Source organism: Exiguobacterium sp. SH31, assembly GCF_001816105.1.
GTDB classification, from domain to species: Bacteria; Bacillota; Bacilli; order Exiguobacteriales; family Exiguobacteriaceae; genus Exiguobacterium; species Exiguobacterium aurantiacum_A.
The window spans coordinates 64940-82813 of sequence record NZ_LYTG01000044.1; the positions used below are offsets into that span (position 1 = coordinate 64940).

At 52.8% G+C, this 17874-nt stretch carries 23 protein-coding genes and 1 riboswitch; of the genes, 8 read left to right on the plus strand and 15 right to left on the minus strand.

Annotated elements, in window-relative coordinates:
* Positions 1-60: 60 nt before the first annotated feature.
* Entirely contained in the window at positions 61-528 is a 468-nt protein-coding gene (locus A6395_RS07395) for a GNAT family N-acetyltransferase (RefSeq protein ID WP_071398553.1), read from the plus strand.
* Here A6395_RS07395 and A6395_RS07400 read toward each other — a convergent pair.
* The 4 genes from A6395_RS07400 to A6395_RS07415 all read right to left on the minus strand — a co-directional run bounded on the left by A6395_RS07400 (position 509) and on the right by A6395_RS07415 (position 3175).
* Positions 509-1096 carry a GNAT family N-acetyltransferase gene (locus tag A6395_RS07400; protein ID WP_071398554.1) on the minus strand — a complete coding sequence of 196 codons (588 nt, stop codon included), beginning with the start codon at positions 1094-1096 and terminating at the stop codon, positions 509-511. The two genes, A6395_RS07395 and A6395_RS07400, sit on opposite strands and share 20 nt — an antisense overlap.
* A gap of 94 nt (positions 1097-1190) precedes the next feature.
* Positions 1191-1793, minus strand: coding sequence for an NUDIX hydrolase (locus tag A6395_RS07405; protein WP_071398555.1), 603 nt, complete (start codon positions 1791-1793; stop codon positions 1191-1193).
* The gene (locus tag A6395_RS07410; protein WP_252100527.1) at positions 1790-2803 is read right to left on the minus strand and encodes a S66 family peptidase; all 1014 of its coding nucleotides are present in this window, start codon (positions 2801-2803) and stop codon (positions 1790-1792) included. Before A6395_RS07410 ends, A6395_RS07405 begins: the two co-directional genes overlap by 4 nt.
* A gap of 66 nt (positions 2804-2869) precedes the next feature.
* Complete coding sequence (locus A6395_RS07415) at positions 2870-3175, minus strand: hypothetical protein (RefSeq protein WP_071398556.1); 306 nt, start codon at positions 3173-3175, stop codon at positions 2870-2872.
* A 147-nt stretch (positions 3176-3322) separates the two neighbouring features.
* Between A6395_RS07415 and A6395_RS07420 the strand changes: the two genes are divergently transcribed.
* Both A6395_RS07420 and A6395_RS07425 read left to right on the plus strand, forming a co-directional pair.
* Positions 3323-3637 carry a hypothetical protein gene (locus A6395_RS07420; RefSeq protein WP_070329290.1) on the plus strand — a complete coding sequence of 105 codons (315 nt, stop codon included), beginning with the start codon at positions 3323-3325 and terminating at the stop codon, positions 3635-3637.
* Positions 3638-3725: 88 nt separating this feature from the next.
* Positions 3726-4511: an SDR family oxidoreductase gene (locus A6395_RS07425; RefSeq protein ID WP_071398557.1), complete on the plus strand. Its 786-nt coding sequence runs from the start codon at positions 3726-3728 to the stop codon at positions 4509-4511.
* Between the two features lie 31 nt (positions 4512-4542).
* Here A6395_RS07425 and A6395_RS07430 read toward each other — a convergent pair whose 3' ends face one another.
* The 7 genes from A6395_RS07430 to A6395_RS07460 all read right to left on the minus strand — a co-directional run bounded on the left by A6395_RS07430 (position 4543) and on the right by A6395_RS07460 (position 10576).
* Positions 4543-5340, minus strand: coding sequence for a GNAT family N-acetyltransferase (locus A6395_RS07430; RefSeq protein ID WP_071398558.1), 798 nt, complete (start codon positions 5338-5340; stop codon positions 4543-4545).
* 81 nt (positions 5341-5421) lie between these two features.
* Complete coding sequence (locus A6395_RS07435; protein ID WP_071398559.1) at positions 5422-6489, minus strand: saccharopine dehydrogenase family protein; 1068 nt, start codon at positions 6487-6489, stop codon at positions 5422-5424.
* 132 nt (positions 6490-6621) lie between these two features.
* Positions 6622-7251 carry an NADPH-dependent FMN reductase gene (locus tag A6395_RS07440; RefSeq protein ID WP_071398560.1) on the minus strand — a complete coding sequence of 210 codons (630 nt, stop codon included), beginning with the start codon at positions 7249-7251 and terminating at the stop codon, positions 6622-6624.
* On the minus strand, positions 7248-8243 hold the full coding sequence (locus tag A6395_RS07445; RefSeq protein WP_071398561.1) for a ring-cleaving dioxygenase: 996 nt from the start codon (positions 8241-8243) through the stop codon (positions 7248-7250). Before A6395_RS07445 ends, A6395_RS07440 begins: the two co-directional genes overlap by 4 nt.
* A gap of 36 nt (positions 8244-8279) precedes the next feature.
* A complete protein-coding gene (locus tag A6395_RS07450) occupies positions 8280-8714 on the minus strand; it encodes a MarR family winged helix-turn-helix transcriptional regulator (RefSeq protein ID WP_071398562.1) in 435 nt (144 codons plus the stop codon).
* Between the two features lie 145 nt (positions 8715-8859).
* Positions 8860-9987: a tetratricopeptide repeat protein gene (locus A6395_RS07455; RefSeq protein WP_071398563.1), complete on the minus strand. Its 1128-nt coding sequence runs from the start codon at positions 9985-9987 to the stop codon at positions 8860-8862.
* 49 nt (positions 9988-10036) lie between these two features.
* Positions 10037-10576, minus strand: coding sequence for a ribonuclease FAU-1 family protein (locus A6395_RS07460; RefSeq protein WP_071398564.1), 540 nt, complete (start codon positions 10574-10576; stop codon positions 10037-10039).
* A 209-nt stretch (positions 10577-10785) separates the two neighbouring features.
* Between A6395_RS07460 and A6395_RS07465 the strand changes: the two genes are divergently transcribed.
* Positions 10786-11532: a hypothetical protein gene (locus A6395_RS07465; RefSeq protein ID WP_071398565.1), complete on the plus strand. Its 747-nt coding sequence runs from the start codon at positions 10786-10788 to the stop codon at positions 11530-11532.
* Here A6395_RS07465 and A6395_RS07470 read toward each other — a convergent pair whose 3' ends face one another.
* Complete coding sequence (locus A6395_RS07470; RefSeq protein ID WP_071398566.1) at positions 11533-12501, minus strand: phosphotransferase family protein; 969 nt, start codon at positions 12499-12501, stop codon at positions 11533-11535.
* Between the two features lie 44 nt (positions 12502-12545).
* Between A6395_RS07470 and A6395_RS07475 the strand changes: the two genes are divergently transcribed.
* On the plus strand, positions 12546-12866 hold the full coding sequence (locus tag A6395_RS07475) for a hypothetical protein (protein ID WP_071398567.1): 321 nt from the start codon (positions 12546-12548) through the stop codon (positions 12864-12866).
* Between the two features lie 24 nt (positions 12867-12890).
* A riboswitch (TPP riboswitch) is annotated at positions 12891-12989 on the plus strand.
* Between the two features lie 63 nt (positions 12990-13052).
* Positions 13053-13541 (plus strand): energy coupling factor transporter S component ThiW, encoded by a 489-nt coding sequence (gene thiW / locus A6395_RS07480; protein WP_071398568.1) that lies wholly within the window; start codon positions 13053-13055, stop codon positions 13539-13541.
* A gap of 34 nt (positions 13542-13575) precedes the next feature.
* On the opposite strand, the gene A6395_RS07485 is transcribed toward thiW, so the two are convergent.
* Positions 13576-14055: a GNAT family N-acetyltransferase gene (locus A6395_RS07485; RefSeq protein ID WP_084812999.1), complete on the minus strand. Its 480-nt coding sequence runs from the start codon at positions 14053-14055 to the stop codon at positions 13576-13578.
* Positions 14037-14540 (minus strand): YcxB family protein, encoded by a 504-nt coding sequence (locus A6395_RS07490; RefSeq protein WP_071398569.1) that lies wholly within the window; start codon positions 14538-14540, stop codon positions 14037-14039. Before A6395_RS07490 ends, A6395_RS07485 begins: the two co-directional genes overlap by 19 nt.
* Before the next feature lie 93 nt (positions 14541-14633).
* Here A6395_RS07490 and A6395_RS07495 point away from each other — a divergent pair, with 93 nt between their 5' ends.
* Both A6395_RS07495 and A6395_RS07500 read left to right on the plus strand, forming a co-directional pair.
* Positions 14634-15032 carry a VOC family protein gene (locus tag A6395_RS07495; protein WP_071398570.1) on the plus strand — a complete coding sequence of 133 codons (399 nt, stop codon included), beginning with the start codon at positions 14634-14636 and terminating at the stop codon, positions 15030-15032.
* A gap of 112 nt (positions 15033-15144) precedes the next feature.
* A complete protein-coding gene (locus A6395_RS07500; protein WP_071398571.1) occupies positions 15145-16947 on the plus strand; it encodes an LTA synthase family protein in 1803 nt (600 codons plus the stop codon).
* A 41-nt stretch (positions 16948-16988) separates the two neighbouring features.
* On the opposite strand, the gene A6395_RS07505 is transcribed toward A6395_RS07500, so the two are convergent.
* Positions 16989-17873 (minus strand): VOC family protein, encoded by an 885-nt coding sequence (locus A6395_RS07505; RefSeq protein WP_071398572.1) that lies wholly within the window; start codon positions 17871-17873, stop codon positions 16989-16991.
* Position 17874: the final 1 nt, after the last annotated feature.

Below are 17874 nucleotides of genomic sequence, written 5' to 3' on the forward strand. Positions count from 1 at the left end.
CTTTCCAATTCATTTTTTGTATACTGAAAGTGCGCTACTTCTAATGAGGGAGGAATAACGATGTCATCCGTCACACTCGAATCGCTTCAAGACAAACACTGGCCCGTCCTCGAGACGTTCACGCTGCCGCTCGATCAAGAGAAATATACGACGTTGCCAAAAGATATCGACTCGATAATCCCGGACGGTGTGCACCCCGTCGTCATCGTGAACGATATACCCGTCGGCTTCTTTTTGTTGCACGACACCGAGCGCGTCCAATCGTACACGGACAATCCGAACGCCTTGCTCTTATCGATTTTTTCCATCAATCATCCGGCGCAAAACAACGGGTACGCCAAGTCGGCGCTTCAACAACTACCTGAATACGTCCGCCACCATTTTTCTGACAAGCAACAAGTCGTTTTGTCCGTCAATTTAACAAATGAGGCGGCGTTCGCACTCTATCAAACTGTCGGATTTAAGGATACGGGACGTCGTGTGACCGGACCCGTCGGCGAACAACGAATCATGTCGCTGACGGTTTGAGTTCACCGGGCAGCATCGCATAGACGGCCGTGTCGGTCAGGCGGTTGCCATCAGCGGACAAGTCGTCGTTCCTCAGTATGCCTTCGAGTTGAAACCCTAGACGTTCTGGTATCATCCGGCTGCCCCGGTTCGTCGACTCACAACGGATCTCGATCCGTTTGAATCCGAAATGTGTAAACCCGAACCGCGTGACCGCCTCGACCGCTTCGCCCATGTATCCGTGTCCGGTATGCATCGAATGCAGCCAGTACCCGATTTCTGCCTTCGGGACGTCCCAGTCGATGCCTTGCAGACTGACCGTGCCAACGAACGTTCCCGTGTCTCGTAAAAAGATGAGATAGCGAAAACTCTCCCCTGTTACATAGAGTTCGTGGGCACGTCGTAAATTGATCTCGGTCTCCTCTAACGACGGGACCGTTTGAGCGAACGGCAACCACTGCCGGAACTCCTCATGCGAATCCCGAATCGCCGCATTCACGACATGCTCGTCTCCACTCAGCCGTGGTGCCCGCAATCGTAAGCGCGCCGACTCGATCTCGAGCGGTGTTACTGGATGTACAACTTCCATCTCGTCAATTCCCCCTCTTCACTTGCGAAAACACCAAACGAGCAGCCCACCTAAACTGAGTACGAGCAAGACGTTCAACAGTTGCCAGATGATATCAATCATCATGGCCTTCTGCTTTCTCCCAAAATGTCCGAACCCCTTCAACAACTTGGTTCCAGTATGTGTCTGGATGTGGAACGAGCGTCTCTTTCGTCACGCGTAACGTCTTTCCGGTTACGACCGAAGTTGCCTCAATCTGTTCGCGCGAACCGTCGAGCAAGGCGAAGAACGCCTCGAAGTCAACTTTGCCGACGTCTGCCACTTCGTCAACGTCTAACGTGAACGCCTCCCCAGCGTACGGATAGACATATGTATGGGCGAACTCCCGGTCTAGAAACGCTCCCGTCTCAATCACGTCTTCAAAGACGCCGAGCGGGTGGAGTTGCTCAAGTGACAGTTCAATCCCGAGCTCTTCTTGTATCTCACGGACCCCGTCCCGGACCGTCTCTCCGGCAGTCAGATGCCCTGCTGCCGTGATGTCGAACAGTCCTGGAAAATCTTGTTTCGTCTCGCTGCGGATCTGTAAGTAAAGATGCGTCGGGTCAATCATCCAGCAGTGAAACGTCTCATGCCAATCGCCGTCACGATGGACGTCGGCCCGGGGCTTCAACCCAACTCTTTTACGTGTCCGGTCGACCACGGTAATGAATTCAATCATATCGTCACTCCATTCTCTAAAAAGGTGATCGTCCCGGCGGTCGCATCGAGCTCGACGTCGATGCCGATCGGGAAGACGTGTGACGGAAACGTATGCCCGATATCGACGTTCGTCAAAATCGGGAAGTCGACGTCACCGAGCACTTCAAGCAAGAGCGCTTCGAACGAAAAAGGTGCCCCTAGCGTATCAAAATGCTCATATTTTCCGATGATCAGGCCGTTGATTTGATCAAAGACACCGGCCAGCTTGAGCATACTGAGTGACCGTTCCTCGTCCGCCATCGTCTTGAACGAATCTTCGAGAAACAAAATGGCGCCCTCCATGTCCGGGAAGAACTCTGACTTCAAAAAGCCCGACATCGTGTTCAAATTACCACCTACCAATTTACCCTGTGCCCTGCCATCTCGTAGCGACAGCCATCCGTCATTCGGACGAAGCATCTTTGGCCGATCTTGCGTCATCCAGTCAAGCATCTCTTCAGTCCACTCCCGTGGCACGTCGAGTGAATAAGGTGCCTCGCGCTCTAGACAGAGCACGTTTCGGACGTAGCGCTCCCCATCCGCTAACATCGTCTCATACTCTCCAAACGACGGAACAATCGCCGGGCCGTAAAACGTCGTCACGCCCGTCTTCGCGTAGCAGGCGAGCAAGAGCGCCGTGACGTCGCTATAACCCATAATAATTTTCGGATGTCGACGCAGCGCTTCGTAATCAAGATACGGCAGAAGCGAGTTCGAGTTCGTTCCCCCAATCGTGCTGATGATCGCTTTGACGTCAGGATCACGCAACAAGTCATTGAATTCCGTGGCCCGGTCCTTGATTGAAGCAGACCGATAGCCTTCTGTGCGATATGTGCAGCTGCCTTCACGAACGGTAAAGCCCATTCGTCTCAGTTGGGCAATCCCCCGCTCGTAACGCTCGGGAAAGCGGTTCGGTGCCGGAAATGACGGCGTGATAATCCCAATCTTATCGCCCGGCCGTAACGCGGTCGGTTTAATCAGTGTCGACACATGTATCCCTCCATTTTGTTCCATACGTTTACTGTACGGGTTTCGAAGGGGCAACGACAACCTAAACTAAAACAGATCAGGGTCTTCCGACAATGTCCGGACTTTCCTGACTTTTCGGTGACGACCGGTCCAGCCAAGTGTCGTGAAGAAAAAACCGCCCCCGACCATACAGAACAGCGCGACCAATCCGGCCACGATGCCATCAAATCCGTAGCGCTCGCCGCTCGCGACGAGCAGTAGCGGCGAAAAGAGGAAGGAAACCACTAGCATGATCAGCCCACCCCACACCCTCCGTCTGGGAAACCCAATCGTCCACCACCCGAAAGCAATCAATCCTAAAATGATTAACCCAACCATCCCAACTAGAACCATCGTCAGCGCCTCCACTCCGCAAATTGTTTTACTATATTCCGCATCTGTCATTCAAATCCCTGTAAAAATCAGCCTATATAAATTCCTGATTCCGGGTAAATAACTAATGGAAACCATCGCACCGGGGTACCGCAGAGGAGGATCATCATGAGAGCTAGACTCATCTTTGCCTTCGCGTTCATCGGTCTTTTTTTGTTAGCAGTCTATTGGGTGAGCACGTGGAACGATCACACGCTCGACGGACGCATCGAACGGATTGAAATCCCTCAACTGATGATTGGTCCAGCCGAGACGGATATGGATGAAATCAAATTGCATACGATTTTAGTTAATGACCAGACGGAAGTGACGGGTCTTGCTAGCGACGTGCAAGAGCTTCGCGCCGGTCAACATGTGACTATCGAGCTTGACCCAGATGCGACGCTCAACATCGCGCTATCGATTCATGTAACGTCCGATTAAACGAAGAATCGTCTTTTTTCAAGAAAACGGGCTTAATTTTTATAGAACAGTGGAATATGACAACAGGTAGCTGAAAGGAGATAAATACATGATTTCAAATACATTGTTGTCGGGTAAAGTCGCGTTTATCACAGGAGCGGCGTCAGGAATCGGACGCGCCGCTGTCATCCGGTTCGTCCAAGCAGGGGCAAAAGTCGCCATCGTCGACTTGAACCAAGAGGACTCCGAGAAGCTCGCGAGCTTAATCGGCGAGGACCGCGCCATCGGTATTAGCGCCGACGTCTCAAACGAAGACGAGATGAAGCGAGCTTATGAACAGACGGTCGAACGGTTCGGACATGTCGATATCGTGTTTGCGAACGCGGGACGGAACGGGACGATCACACCAATCGAGCACTTGTCGCTCGAAGATTGGAGTGGGGTCGTCGAGACGAACTTGACGGGCACGTTCTTGACCGTGAAACATGCGATTCCCCACTTGAAAGAGAAAGGCGGCAGCATCATCATCACGTCGTCGATCAACGGGAACCGTTTCTTTAAAAACTTTGGCTTCAGCGGCTATGCGACGACGAAAGCCGGCCAGACCGGTTTTGCGAAAATGGCTGCGGCCGAGCTCGCCCAGTTCGGTATTCGGGTCAACACGATTTGTCCGGGTGCGATCGATACGAACATCGATGATTCGACGAACCGGGACGACGCGTTACTTGAAGAAATCGTCATCCCGATTGAATATCCAGAAGGCAACCAACCACTCGCCGGAAAATCAGGTACGGCGAAGCAAGTGGCCGACGTCGTCTTGTTCTTTGCGAGCAATATGTCGAGCCACGTCACCGGATCAGAAGTGTACGTCGACGGTGCCGAATCACTACTCTAACGACAACAGGTCGCCCCGCGGGGCGACCTGTTTATTTGAGGATCGGACTTTTCATAACTGCTTTTTGGTAAAACGGTGTAAAACCAAGGCGTTCCATGTTGCGTCCCGAGGCGGTATCGACTTTCGTCGTCACCGTCACGTACTCGCAACCCATCGCTTTTGCCGCGGCGACTCGCTCTAAAATGAGTTGGGTCTGATACCCTTTTTCCCGATAATCGGGAATCGTGCTCGTCAAAAACAGTTCCCCCATCCCGTCCTGAACGGCGAGAATACCGCCGGCGACTGCTGTCTCGTCTTCACGGACGAGAAAAGCCTGGTTTTCCGGTAACGCATAAAACCCTTTCGCCGTATCAATCGTCTCTTGCAGGACGGTCCCCGTCTCGGCGAATCCTGTCGCAATCGCCCGAGCCCATTCGTTCACGTTATCGGCGTGCACACGTTCGACACGTGTCGCTTCACTCTCTGGCAACTCAAACGTATTCACATCGAGCAACCAGACGTCGAGAAAGTGATCGAGCGTATAGTTTCGTTCCTGCAGCAGGCGAATGAGCGACATGTCCGCGAGTGGACACACCTCAATATGTAGGCGGGACACGTTCTTACCACGAACCCACTTCTCCATTTGGTGCAGATCGTAAAAGCTCGTCGGACGGTTCAAGCCGAACCCGACCGCAAAACTCGTATTCCCCATCCGGAACACATGACCTTTATTTTCAACGATTAACTCCGAGCCTTCATAGGGAGGGGTCTGTTTTCGATGCCTGATGTAGGCAGACGTCCCTTCCGCTTTGATGCGTTCGATGCGCCTGGCTAGTTCTAAGCGTTTCATCTCGTTCCCTCCCTCTAATCTTCCCTGAGTTTACCACACTTCAATTACGAACATGTTGTGATTCCGTTACAAGGCAACGCTTTAAAGGCGGACTTCATCAATCACGAACGAGGACGACCCTTCGATTTCTTCGATAAAATGCGAGCCAAACAACATCGCTGGTGTGAAGCTTCCAGGAATGACTCGACTTGAACCGACGAGACGTTTCACGACCTCGAGCGCCCCATAGACGGTGAAGGCGTACGTGCTCGCCGTCTTAATGCGGACAATATATTTGTGTCCGTCTGCATTCGTTGCTTCGCCCCAAACATACGTCGACGACCCGTCCCGCTCCGCCTCATCCGGTCCGCTAATATGTTCATCGACATAGCGTAAGAGACGTCCTTGGACAGCGTCACTACCAAGAATCGGACTAAAGAACGACATGAGACGAGACGCATATCCGGCCACTGGGGGAACTGGGATCCATGTCGTGATGTTCGGGATGCCCGTCGTATAATACGCGGTCGAGACGTCACCCCACGGAATTGCGAGCGCTGTTTTCTTGCCGCGCCCAAAGTCGATTTGTCGACGCTTGGCCCCAAGCGGGAACGGCGACAGTTTTCCGTCTTTCCGCTCGGCACTGCTCGAGCCGAGCCCACGGATTGCTGTTTTCATCGTTCCGCGCGAAATACCGGCAGCGGCTGAGAAGCCGAGGGCGAGATTCGTCGCGTCCGGCATGAGTTCCTTCAACTTGCGGGCCACACAGTCGGTCGGGATGACGTCAAAGCCGACACCCGAGCACAGCAATACCCCGGCTTCTTGCGCGAGTTTGGCCCGTTTCTTTGAATGGATGTATTCGAACACTTCGATTTCCCCGGTAATATCGAGGTAATGCGTCTGTGACGCAAGGCACGCCTCGACCATCGGCTGACTCGTATCGGCGAACGGTCCAGCACAGTGCAAGACGAGGTCGATGTCAGCGAGTTCCTGCTTCGCTTTGTCGAGTGACAGACTAAAGACACGCGTCTCGCATCCGAGCTCGTCACCAAGACGCTCGATCGCGTCCGCACGCCTCCCTGCGAGCACCGGTGTCATCCCTTCGTTTACTGCTTGCCGGGCAATCAGTTCACCTGTATAGCCGTTCGCGCCATAGATCATCCATTTCATCGTTGTTTCCTCCTTCAGGCTATATGTATGCTTCTTTTGTTCCCTTCTTTTACTGACGATACACGATGCAATATCGAATGAACAGTAACACAAAAAAACTGATCGTCCCTGAAAGGACAATCAGTTGCTTAATTAGTTGTTCGTCGCTTCCGCTGCTTTCGTACGAACCGTCTGCATCGCTTCTGTCCATGGGACGAGCTGGTCGAGCATATCATTCACCGATTGGACTTGTACGTCTTTCGGTGCGAAGTGCGTGCCGTTCTCGAAATCTGTGAAGAGCGAGAGCGCCGGGTGGACCCGGACGTGGGCAATCAAGAGTTCGCTCAAGACACCGCGCACATGCTCAGTTGCCCGAGCGCCGCCGACCGAACCGTACGAGACGATCCCTGCCGCCTTGTTATGCCATTCGTTACGTAAGTAGTCGAGGGCGTTTTTGAGCGCGCCTGTCATCGAGTGATTGTACTCTTGTACGATGAAGACGAAACCGTCCATCTCCGCAATCTTCTCCGACCATGCCGCAGCACCTGTCGCGTCGCCGCCTGCCTCGCCGAGAAGCGGTAAGCTGTAGTCGGCAATATCGATGATTTCATAGTTGGCGTCACCGCGCTTGTCGGCGAGTTCTTTCACCCATTCTCCGACTTGCGGGCTAACGCGTCCTTCACGAGTCGATCCGAGTACGATTCCAATTTTCAACATAGTAGTTCCTCCTTGTAAGTTGGTTGATGCTTCTTGTTTTCCGAACAAACGATTGAAAAAACTCATGATGGCATACCCTCATATTCTTTCTCGAACATTTTTGTGCTCCTGACCGTATCAATCGGCCGGACCATCGCTTCGATCTGCTCACGCTTCGACTCTAAGAACGGTGGAAGCGACAATTTCTCACCTACCGTCTCATATGGTTCGTCACCCATAAATCCTGGTCCGTCGGTCGCCCATTCGAACAAGATTTGCGGTGCGACGCGTGCATACGACGATTCAAAGAAGAAACGATCAACGTAACCTGACGTCGGTAACCCGAACTGTTGAAGCCGTGCTGTCCATTCGTCGAGGACGCTGCGGTCATCGACGCGGAACGCGACGTGATGCACCGTTCCAAACCCTTGGCGTGCTTGCTGAGACGTCTCGTCATGAATGACGACGACTTGCGCTCCGTTTCCACCCTCACCTCCTTCAAAGAGATGATTGTCACCTTCTTTCCCGATTTCTTCGAACAACATGACTTCCTCCATCACTTGCTTGAAGTACGTGAAGTCAGAAATACGGATAAAGATTGGCCCGAGTCCAGTAATGGCATACTCGAGCGGAATCGGACCGTTTGGCCACGGCTCACCAGAAGCGACACCTTGATTGAACTCGTCCGAGATGAGCTGATACGCTTGGTCGTCGAAGTCGACGAACGACAGCGTCTTCTTGCCGAACTGCTCGGTGATGCCTTCATGTTTGACCTTTAACCGATCAAAACGGCGGACCCAGTAGTCGAGTGCCTGATCCGTCGGGACACGGAACGACGTCTTTGAAATCTCATTCGTCCCGTGCACGCCTTTTGGGATGCCTGGGAAGTCGAAAAACGTCATGTCCGTCCCGGCGCTACCTTTATCGTCCGCGAAGAACAAGTGATACGTCTGAATGTCGTCTTGGTTGACCGTCTTCTTGACGAGACGCATCCCTAAGACGTTCGTAAAGAAGTCATAGTTCTTTTCGGCGCTGCTCGTGATCGCCGTCACGTGGTGAATCCCTTTTACATGGTTCATCTAAATCGCTCCTTCAAAATCTTGATTTCGAGATAATTAGTTAAAAAATTTTGACGCCTCGGCACGTTTGCCGACCGTCTTCAATTGTGTGATTGTGTCATCTAAATCGAGTCCGTCGAACAACTCGTTCATCCGTTTCGTGTGTGTCGGAAAAATTTGATCCATCAAGTCGGTTCCCGCTTCAGTTAATGCGGCATATGTCACACGGCGGTCGCTCGGACAAGCTTTCCGGACCAAATAGCCTTTTGCCTCGAGTCGGTCGACGATATACGTCATGCTGCCGCTTGAGAGCAAGACTTTTTTGCCGATGATTTGAATCGGTTGGTCACCTTTATGATAGAGCAGTTCGAGTACCGAGAATTCGGTCGCGTTCAGTCCATATGCGGCGACTTCGTGTTTGACCATGTCCTGGATCGACTGTGAAGCTCGAAATAAGACGGTGATCGCTTTTAAGGCGTCTGATTGTTTCATCTGTTCCCCTCCTTTGTTGAGAGAAAACAATACTTTAAATTTAATTATCTTTAATTCGAGATAAATATAACACGGTAATTTGGATCGGTCAATCAATTCGTCTCCAAAAAAGACAAGGCCGCGTCCACAGGCCTTGTCTTCCGGATCAGTCATACGTCTCGTCGAGGTTGCGCGCATAGAACGCGATGGCGCGACGATATCGTTGAATGCTGTCATCCGGCTGCGGACTCACGAGCAGCTCGAGCAACGCACCGGTCGCTTCCTGATGCTGTCCGAGGTTGTAACGCGTCATCGCTTGGAACACTTTCAAGGCAGCGATGTCAGGGAACTGTTCGATCGCCTTAGCAAACAGCTCCTCGGCATCCTCGTAACGACCGAGCGCACGGTACGTGCTGCCGAGCCCGATATACGTCTCACTGAGCTCGTGACCGCTCAGACCGAGTCGGATGGCCCGCTCATAGTGCGGGACGGCTTGACGCTCTTCGCCGAGCGAGTCATAACACCAGGCACATTGCGCGTGGAGTCGTGGATTCTTCTCATCTTGACGCAACAGCATGAGCAACAGCTGCTTCGCCCGCTCGAGCTCTCCGTTCTCGCGCAGGCGGATCGCCTCGTCGAGTCCGACCTCTTCAGGCTGTTTGACGTGAAGGTCGCTCAAATCATCTAGCCACGCTTGCAGTTTCTCATAATATTTCCCGACATGGACGCCGTCGACGAGCGCGTGGTGCGCTTGAACCGAGAGCGGCATCATCATCCGGTCGCCAACTTTCGTGAATTTGCCCCAGGCGATCCGCGGAACGCTATCGTGCTGTTGGTCATTCGTCGGATGACTGATGCTCGTGAACGTGAGCCAAGGCACGCTCGTAATATAGAGCAGGCTGTCCGGCTCGTCATCTCCGACGACGACTTCTCGTTTCGCCCCGCTCATCCGCACGGCCACTTCCTCCATGAAGTCGGGAAACGCGTCTTTATACGTCGCCGTACAGAAATTGAAGACGTCATTATCCATCATGACGGTGAACGATGGATGGACGACATCATGCTCGACGACCACGTCACCGCGCATCCGGTACCTAAGTTCCGGGATGGCGTTCGCCGTCTTCACCACGCCGTATAAGAACAGCTTGAAAAATGACTGTCCGCGCGTCTTCGCGAACGTATGTAGCTTCGTCACGTCGACGTTCGCCGTCACGTTGAAATGCGGGGCGTCAAACGCCTTGAAAAACTCATAATGCTTTTTACGCGACCACTTCTCGAGATCAATTTGTTTCATCTATCTTCCCCCCTGTTCTTACACTGTACCAAAAGCAGTACGGGAAGACTCAAAGCTTTTGCTTCAACTGCTCGTAATGCTCGTTCGCTAAATCAAAATAGACGAAGTCGCGGCGTTCGATCCGATCGAGCGTCGCCTTGAAATCACGCCAGCCACGGTCGACCATCTCCGGCGTGAGCTCACCTGACTTGGCTGCCGCTTCGAACTCATCCTCGTCTTTACGGACGACGTCACCGTTCGGGAAGATGAGAATGTCGAGCAGGAGGTCATCCATGTACGGAATCCCATCCTCATACCCAATCCCTTCAACGATATCGATGTACCATTGGACGATGTTGCCCCGGTCGTCGAACATGACAGTCACCCCGAACGGTTCATGTTCTGAGAAGTACTGGAGCCACGCATAACCTGCGTCGGCGACGATGAACTCCTCTCCTTGATGCATCTTATATTGCGGGGCTCGGACGGCGTCAATTTGGAAGAGGGCGACGGTGCCCGAGAAGCGATCGTCCTGCACCTCCATTTGTGCGTATCGATTTTTTAATATTCGTTCCCAATCACGACGATTGGCAAATTTTCGTTTTGGCATCTCTCTCTCTCCTTTAGACCGGTTTCCTAAATGTGTTCGCCAAAAGTCGACATTTCCCTGTTCAATCGTACAGATTGTGTTGATTGAACCAGACGAGGTAGCGATTGCATTTGCCCTAGATGAGAAAGTATCCAGGTTCTCATCCTATTTCATACATGCTACGCTAATGTAAAATAGGGAAATAATGTAACTTACTAGGGGGTTGTTTTATGAAACGGTTAGGACTACTTGGCTTAAGCGCGTTCTTGCTGACAGGTTGTACCGATCAAGCCGAGCAACCAATCGTCTCTCCTGATATGAACGAACAAGATGAAGAAGCGACGATCGAATGGACACGAGAAGATTTCAAAGACGTCTTTGACCAACACGAGACTGCCCAAGACTTGTTAGCAGCGCTCGAAACCCAAGGGCTAACACCGTTCCGTGAGACGTTCGAACGCGTCGTCATCGCCGGGGACGGGATCCATCATACATACGCCGATATTTATCCGTTCAAGCTCGACGACGGCACGTACGCGACCGTCTATGAGAATGAAGACGGTGAGATCGCCAACGGTCCCGAGTCGGTCGCACCGCTCTTTTGGCAAGAAGAGTCGTTCACGCAATTCGTTGAGGAGATTGAGAAGCGCAAATACGGGACGAGTGCCCCCCCGACCGACGTCACATTGACGCAAGACGAGTTTCAATCGATTTACGACCGCCATGCCTACACGTCAGCGCTCATCGTCGAGCTCGACGAATGGGGAGTTCAAGTCGCACGCGACCCAATCGAGAACGTCATCATTGCCGGGAACGGCGTCAAGGAAGTGACGGCCGACTTGATCGTCTTTGAGATCGAAAACGGCTACGCCATCGTCTACGACCAAGACGGTGAGATTTTGAAAGCACCGGAGTCAATCGCCCAGCTGTTTTGGAACGAGACGGATTATGAAAACCTGCTCGAGAAGAATGAGTGATCACGTACCGCGACGTTTCAAGTCCCGATACTCGAGGAACAAGTTGAGCCATTGGGCCGGTTTATCGGCTGACTCGGACGGATCATACCGATAGTTGGTCACATATATATGCCACGACAGCGCCCGATATACGCAACCGAGCTCTTCAGCGATCAACAAATGGCGCCATAGCAAGTCCCGAGGCGCCACATCTTCCCACTCAGCCAAGTAGACGGTACGCATCTTCTGAATCTGTTCATACCAGGCGACTTCATCGTCTTCCGGCAACAAGTCGTAGAGCGCGTTCCAAAACACACGGACGCTGAAGAACGGATGGGTGACGGTCGCATCGCCCCAATCGAGAATACATAAGTCATCCGTCTGTTCGCGCCAAAAGATGTTGCCGCAATGTAAATCGCCGTGCTCGAGACTCATCGGCATACCCGTCGCGAGCTCGTCGCACATGGTGAGGAGTTCGTCTTGGAGCGCCAGCACCGCCTCTGCCTTATCTCGATCTAACCCCGTACATAACTCGGGTAAATACGTCCGTATCTCTTCTTTTAGACGAGCCGGACACCGGTCCGGGATGCCGTAGGCCAAAAGAGTATCCATGTAATTCGCTTCTTTTCTCTGTAGTTTCGCATATTGACGCACAGCCGCTTCGTACCGACTGTGCTTAGGGTATTCGCGAAGTGCATCCCCGCCGATGTCTCGCATAAGTAGCCAGTTGCGTGCCGCGTCAATGGCGATGACCTCCGGGACCAGTCCCGGATGCCGTTCGGCTAGATGCATCGACAGTTCGGCCTCGCCATCACTAATTGCTGTCACCGCCTTGGCGTAGTAACGGTCTGCTCCGTACTCTCCATACATCAAGTATGTCAAATCCGTATCTTTCACAACCCGCCACGTCACGCCTGGCACATGGCCATCGAGCCAGTGCTCGAACTGTTCACGGTAAGACTCGTCACGCCATGGGATCGCACTCCTCACTGACCTCACTTCCTTTCACCACACTTCGTTTAGGAGGAAATAATATGGACGTTGTCTATTATTCATACCCGGTTGATGCGTTACTCTATATGTATTTAGGTACGACGGCTGTCTTCAGCTTCATAATCGGTCTAGTCGTTCGCCGCGTGTCGAGGCGTCCAGATATCAGCTTTTGGACGACGATCGTGCTCAGCTTTGTCGGACTATGTCTTTCACTCGGCTGGTTCCGTAACGCCTCGGTCACCGTATTTATGGGTACACTCCCGTGGCTCATCAATCTCGTGTTTTCCCTGTTTTTATACGCCCTGTATAGCGGTATCATTTATTTCATCTTCCGACCGCGAAAAATTGAGGCAACAAAATAACGGTATGCTATACTCAAACCAATAAACGACCACTAGGGGAGCCTTCGGGCTGAGACGGCAACTGCCGGACCCTTCGAACCTGATCTGGCTCATACCAGCGTAGGGAAGTGGCTTGGATACGTCTGTCTGTCCACGCCACTTTTCCACTTGGAGAAGTGGCGTTTTCATTTTGAAAGGAGACACTTCATGCGTATTCAACAACTCACTTGGATGGCGATGCTCATCGCCATCGCCATCATCGGCTCCCTGTTCATCTCCATCCCGACCGGTGTCGCCCGGGCCTATCCGGTGCAACATATGGTGAACGTCATCGCCGCCGTCACCGTCAGTCCGATTGGTGCCGTCCTCGTCGCGTTCGTGACCGGACTCGTCCGTGTCATGACCGGGACCGGGTCGTTGCTCGCCTTCCCAGGTGGTATGATCGGCGCCTTGCTTGCCGGACTATTTTACGTGCGGACGAACCGGGTCGCTTTCGCTGCGCTCGGTGAAGTCATCGGGACGGGCGTCATTGCCTCGCTCATCGCCGTCCCGTACGCGAAAATCTTAATGGGTTCTGAGTTTGGGGCGCTGTTCTTCTTCCCGGCCTTCCTCGCCTCGAGCGTGACCGGAGCCATCCTCGGCTGGATCGTCTTGGCGCGGGTCAAACAGTTGCGTCCACTCACGGTGAAGCGATAATTGAACAACAACCACCAAAACAGGGACGGCCGACTTAGGAAGGCTGTCCCTGCTTCACGTGATACACCCAAATCTCTTCCCCGTTCGCTTCATCAATCAAGCCACTGTCCTCAAATCCGCCCTTCGCATAAAACCGTTTCGCTGGTTCGTTCGTCGGATGGAGACTGAGGATGATGTCATCGACATCAAATCGCTCTTGCATCCACTCAATCGCAAGTTGCAAAAATGTTGACCCGATGCCTTTCCCTTGCTCATCCATATCAATCATAAAGCGGTCGAGCCAGACGTAACGCTCCACCTTGTTCTCGGCCCCGACCATCATGAAGCCGACCGGTTGATTGTCTCGACAGAGCGCGTAGCACGTCCACGCGTACTTGACGTCGACGTCCATCTCGCGGAGCGATTCCGCGTTCGTTTCGATAAAGCGGGCCTGACCAGGTGCGACGGTCAAGGCGACGACCGCATCCAAGTTCGTCTCATCAATCGGTTGAATCGTCAACGCATCGGTAGCCATCGTTGTACCTCCTCCATGTCCTGCCCGCGTTTCGGCAAGATGTAGGCGCTGACCGACGAGTTATACAAATACACATAATCGGCTTCCTCGACGACTTCCTTGATGCCGCTCCATGAGACTTTCGTCTCCCCGAACGCATTTTTGTCACGAAGACCGTCTTCATCCAGATCCATCGTATGCGGGCCGATCATGCCTTCATTGCTTCGTTCTTGAATCATCCGCTTCGTTTGTTTTCGGATATGCCGTTCAAAATACTTCGGATAATACAGGAACCAGAGGAGGCTGATGACGCCATATACCCCAAACAGCCACCAGCTCGTATCTTGAAACAGTGTCGCGAACGTCAAAGCGCCACCACTTAAAATGATGACGGGCCCGATGATGCGCTGCAGGAATAGCATCCTCTTTCCTATCTTTGAACGTCTAATATGACTCAAGTTGAAGTGAATGTAGTCTTCTTCCGTCAATTCGTATTGGATTTCCATATGTATCCCTCCTCGGTGTCGTATACGTCTTCGTTCAAGAAAAGTTCCGCTTCAGGCTCCTATTCGCTAAAATAAAAGCAAAGGAGTGACACGATGAAACAAATCCACCATCTCTGTATCCAAACGCCCGACTATGCGGCGTCAAAGCAATTTTATGAAACGCTCGGTTTTGAGCTCGTCCAAGAGTCACCCAACTTCCATACCCGGGCGTTCAACAGTTGGCTCAAGCTCGGCGACTTCTATATCGAACTCCAGACGGCGAAGACCGACGAGACGTTATCGCCGTATTCGAAACATGCGGCCGGACCCGTTCACTTCGCCTTGTACGTCGATGACCTTGAAGCGGAAGTCCGTCGGCTCGAGGCGCTCGGTGTCACGTTCTTGCCGAAACATGGCGGCAACATCTACTTCGTCGTCGACGGACATTTGAGCAAACTAAAAGCCCCGGAAGGCACGATCATCGAGCTTCGGGACACGTTTTTGATCAAGTGAGGCGCTCGCCTCGCTTTTTTTCGTCCGCATCGCACACCCCCATGTTTCCCGCCACCTACGAACAGGTACATGAAAAAGAATACGACGTGTACGTACCGTTTGGAGGCTATTTATGAAATATCTTGATTATTGGAGTTATCTGTCACTATCACTTGCCAAACTATTTTTGTTCAGCGTCTTGACCGCGAGCGCGTTCAACGTTCATTTTTTACTCGTCAACATCGGGATGATTCTCATGATGACGAGCTGGGCGTTGCTCGTGAAGACGAAAACACGGCGCTGGATTTTATTCGCCTCGCTGTTTCTACACAGTACACTCCTCATCTCCGACGTCTGGTATTACCGCTATTTCGGCAATCTGTTGTCGGTCGCGCTTTTGTCAGACGTTGGTCAGATGGGCGACGTCGGCGGCGGCTTCCTGACGTTGATTCAACCGACCGACTTTCTATTGTTCGTGGACTTGGTGCTTTATACCGCTGTCCTCGTCTATATGAGAAAAAGACCTGCGCAAGGCACAGGAAAAAACCGCCGGATCGCCGCTGCCGGTTTTGTCGTCGGCTTGGCCGCCTTCGTCGTTCCGTTAACCGTCAGTCAGCCGAATGGTGACGAGCAAGCACCGATTTCGAACATGCGTGAATATTACGAGTACGGCTTTTGGGGGTATCACGGCCTCGACTTGTTCCGTGGCATCGGCGACCAACTCGGCTTCGGAGACGGCTTAACCGCACAAGAAGAGACGCGGCTCGGTACCTCGGCTCCAACCGACGTCGAGACAACGGCTGATACGAACGTCATCATGCTGCAGCTCGAGTCGTTCCAGACGTCGGTGATCGGCCAGACGATCAACGGACAGGAACTGACACCGAACTTGAACGCGCTTCGTGACGAGATGTTGTACTTCCCGAACTTCTATCATCAGACGCACGAAGGCCGGACGTCGGACGCAGAATTCACGGTCAACACCTCGCTCTATCCCGTCAAATCCGGTTCAGTGTACACCCAGTACGGTGACCATACGTTTGACGCCTTACCTGAACGTTTGCGCCAAGCCGGCTATGATACGGCCGCGATGCATGCGTTCGATAAAACGTTTTGGAACCGCGACAACGTCTACGACAATATCGGCTTCAATCATTTCTTCAGCAAAGACGATTACCCCGCTCAGGACGTGATCGGCATGGCACTTAACGACAAAGACTTCTTGACCACTTCCGTCGAAGCGATGGACACGTTAGCAGAACCGTTTTATGCGTTCATGGTCGCTTTGACGAGCCATACGCCGTACGACATTCCGGAAGAAGAGAAGCGTTTGGACTTGACCGGATATGACGATCCGCTGCTTCAAAACTATTACCATACCATCCATTACGTCGACGCGGCCGTCGGATTGATGGTCGATCAATTGAAGGCGAACGGGACGTGGAATAATTCGTTAGTCGTCTTTTATAGCGATCATGACAGCGGCCTGGCCTCAGCAGGTGACGAGATGGCCGAGCAAGAGAACGCCGATTCGGCCGTCGAACTGTTTCAGCTCGACCGTTCTGTTCCGCTCTACATCAAACCAGCCAACTTGAACGAAGGTCGAACGATCGAAGCGAGCGGCGGTCAAACGGACATCGCCCCGACCATCCTAGAGTTGCTCGGGATGGAGCCCGCCTACATGCTCGGCAGCCCGCTGCTCGACGACGAACCGAACTTGACCGTGTTCCGTAACGGGTCGTTCCGGTACGACACGCTCTACTATGTTCCCAACTTGACCGAGCCCATCGGAAACGGGACGTGTTACGCGGTCGAGACAGGAGACGAGCTACCGCTCAGTCAATGTGAGCCTTTCATCGACGAAGCGGCCGAACAGCTACGTCTGTCCGATACGATCATCGAGAAAGACGCACTCTCTAAAAAGAAACGCGAATAAAACCATGCCGCCCCGATTCGTTAAGGGCGGCATGATTCGTTTCAATATACTTTCCGCAACTCGGCCAGATCGATCTTCTTCATCGGCAAGAACGCTGCCGTTACCCGCGCCAACTGTTCCGGCGTGCCGGTCGTCAGCATCTCTTCCATCTCCCACGGCACGATTTGCCAGGAGACGCCGTAGCGGTCCTGTAGCCAACCGCATTGTTCGGCTTCAGGTACGGACGATAGTTCATCCCAATACGCATCGATTTGGTCTTGTGTCTCACAAAACGCGATCAGCGACTGCATCTCGTTGAAAGCGAACTGGTGATGCTCGGCACTGTCCATGACGACGAACTCACGTCCAGATAAGACGAAACGGGCGTAGTTCAACTTCCCTTCTAATTCTGGGCCATCGTCTTTATCGTAACGGATCAGCTGATCGTCGAGTACGTACGAGTCCGGGAACACTGTGACCCAATCGTCCATCGCCGCCTCGGCCCGGCCGAACGCCTCACCGACGAATAACAGACACGGCGTCACCGTCTGGATGTCCATGCCACCGTTGTGCATGATTTGCCAAGAGACGCCGTGCTTGTCTTTCAACCAGCCGTAACGTTCACTAAAGTCGTACGTGTCGAGCGGCGTGAGCACGTCAGCACCGTCTGATAACTTGTCCCACAGCGTATCGACTTCTTCTGACGTCGGGAGCGAGACCATATAGGAGAAGGACGGATTCCGCTCCTTCAAGTTACCGGCACCGAGCAGTTGAAAGAACTGACCAAAGAGTGAGACCGTGACGACCGTCGTCTCACCAGGCGGAGTGTCGATAAGTTTCGTCGTATAGTCGACGAATGAATCCGGAAATATCGAGGCGTACCAATCGGCAATCGCTTCGACGTCTTGCTCGAACCAAATACACGGAATAATCGGTTGCGTGATCATC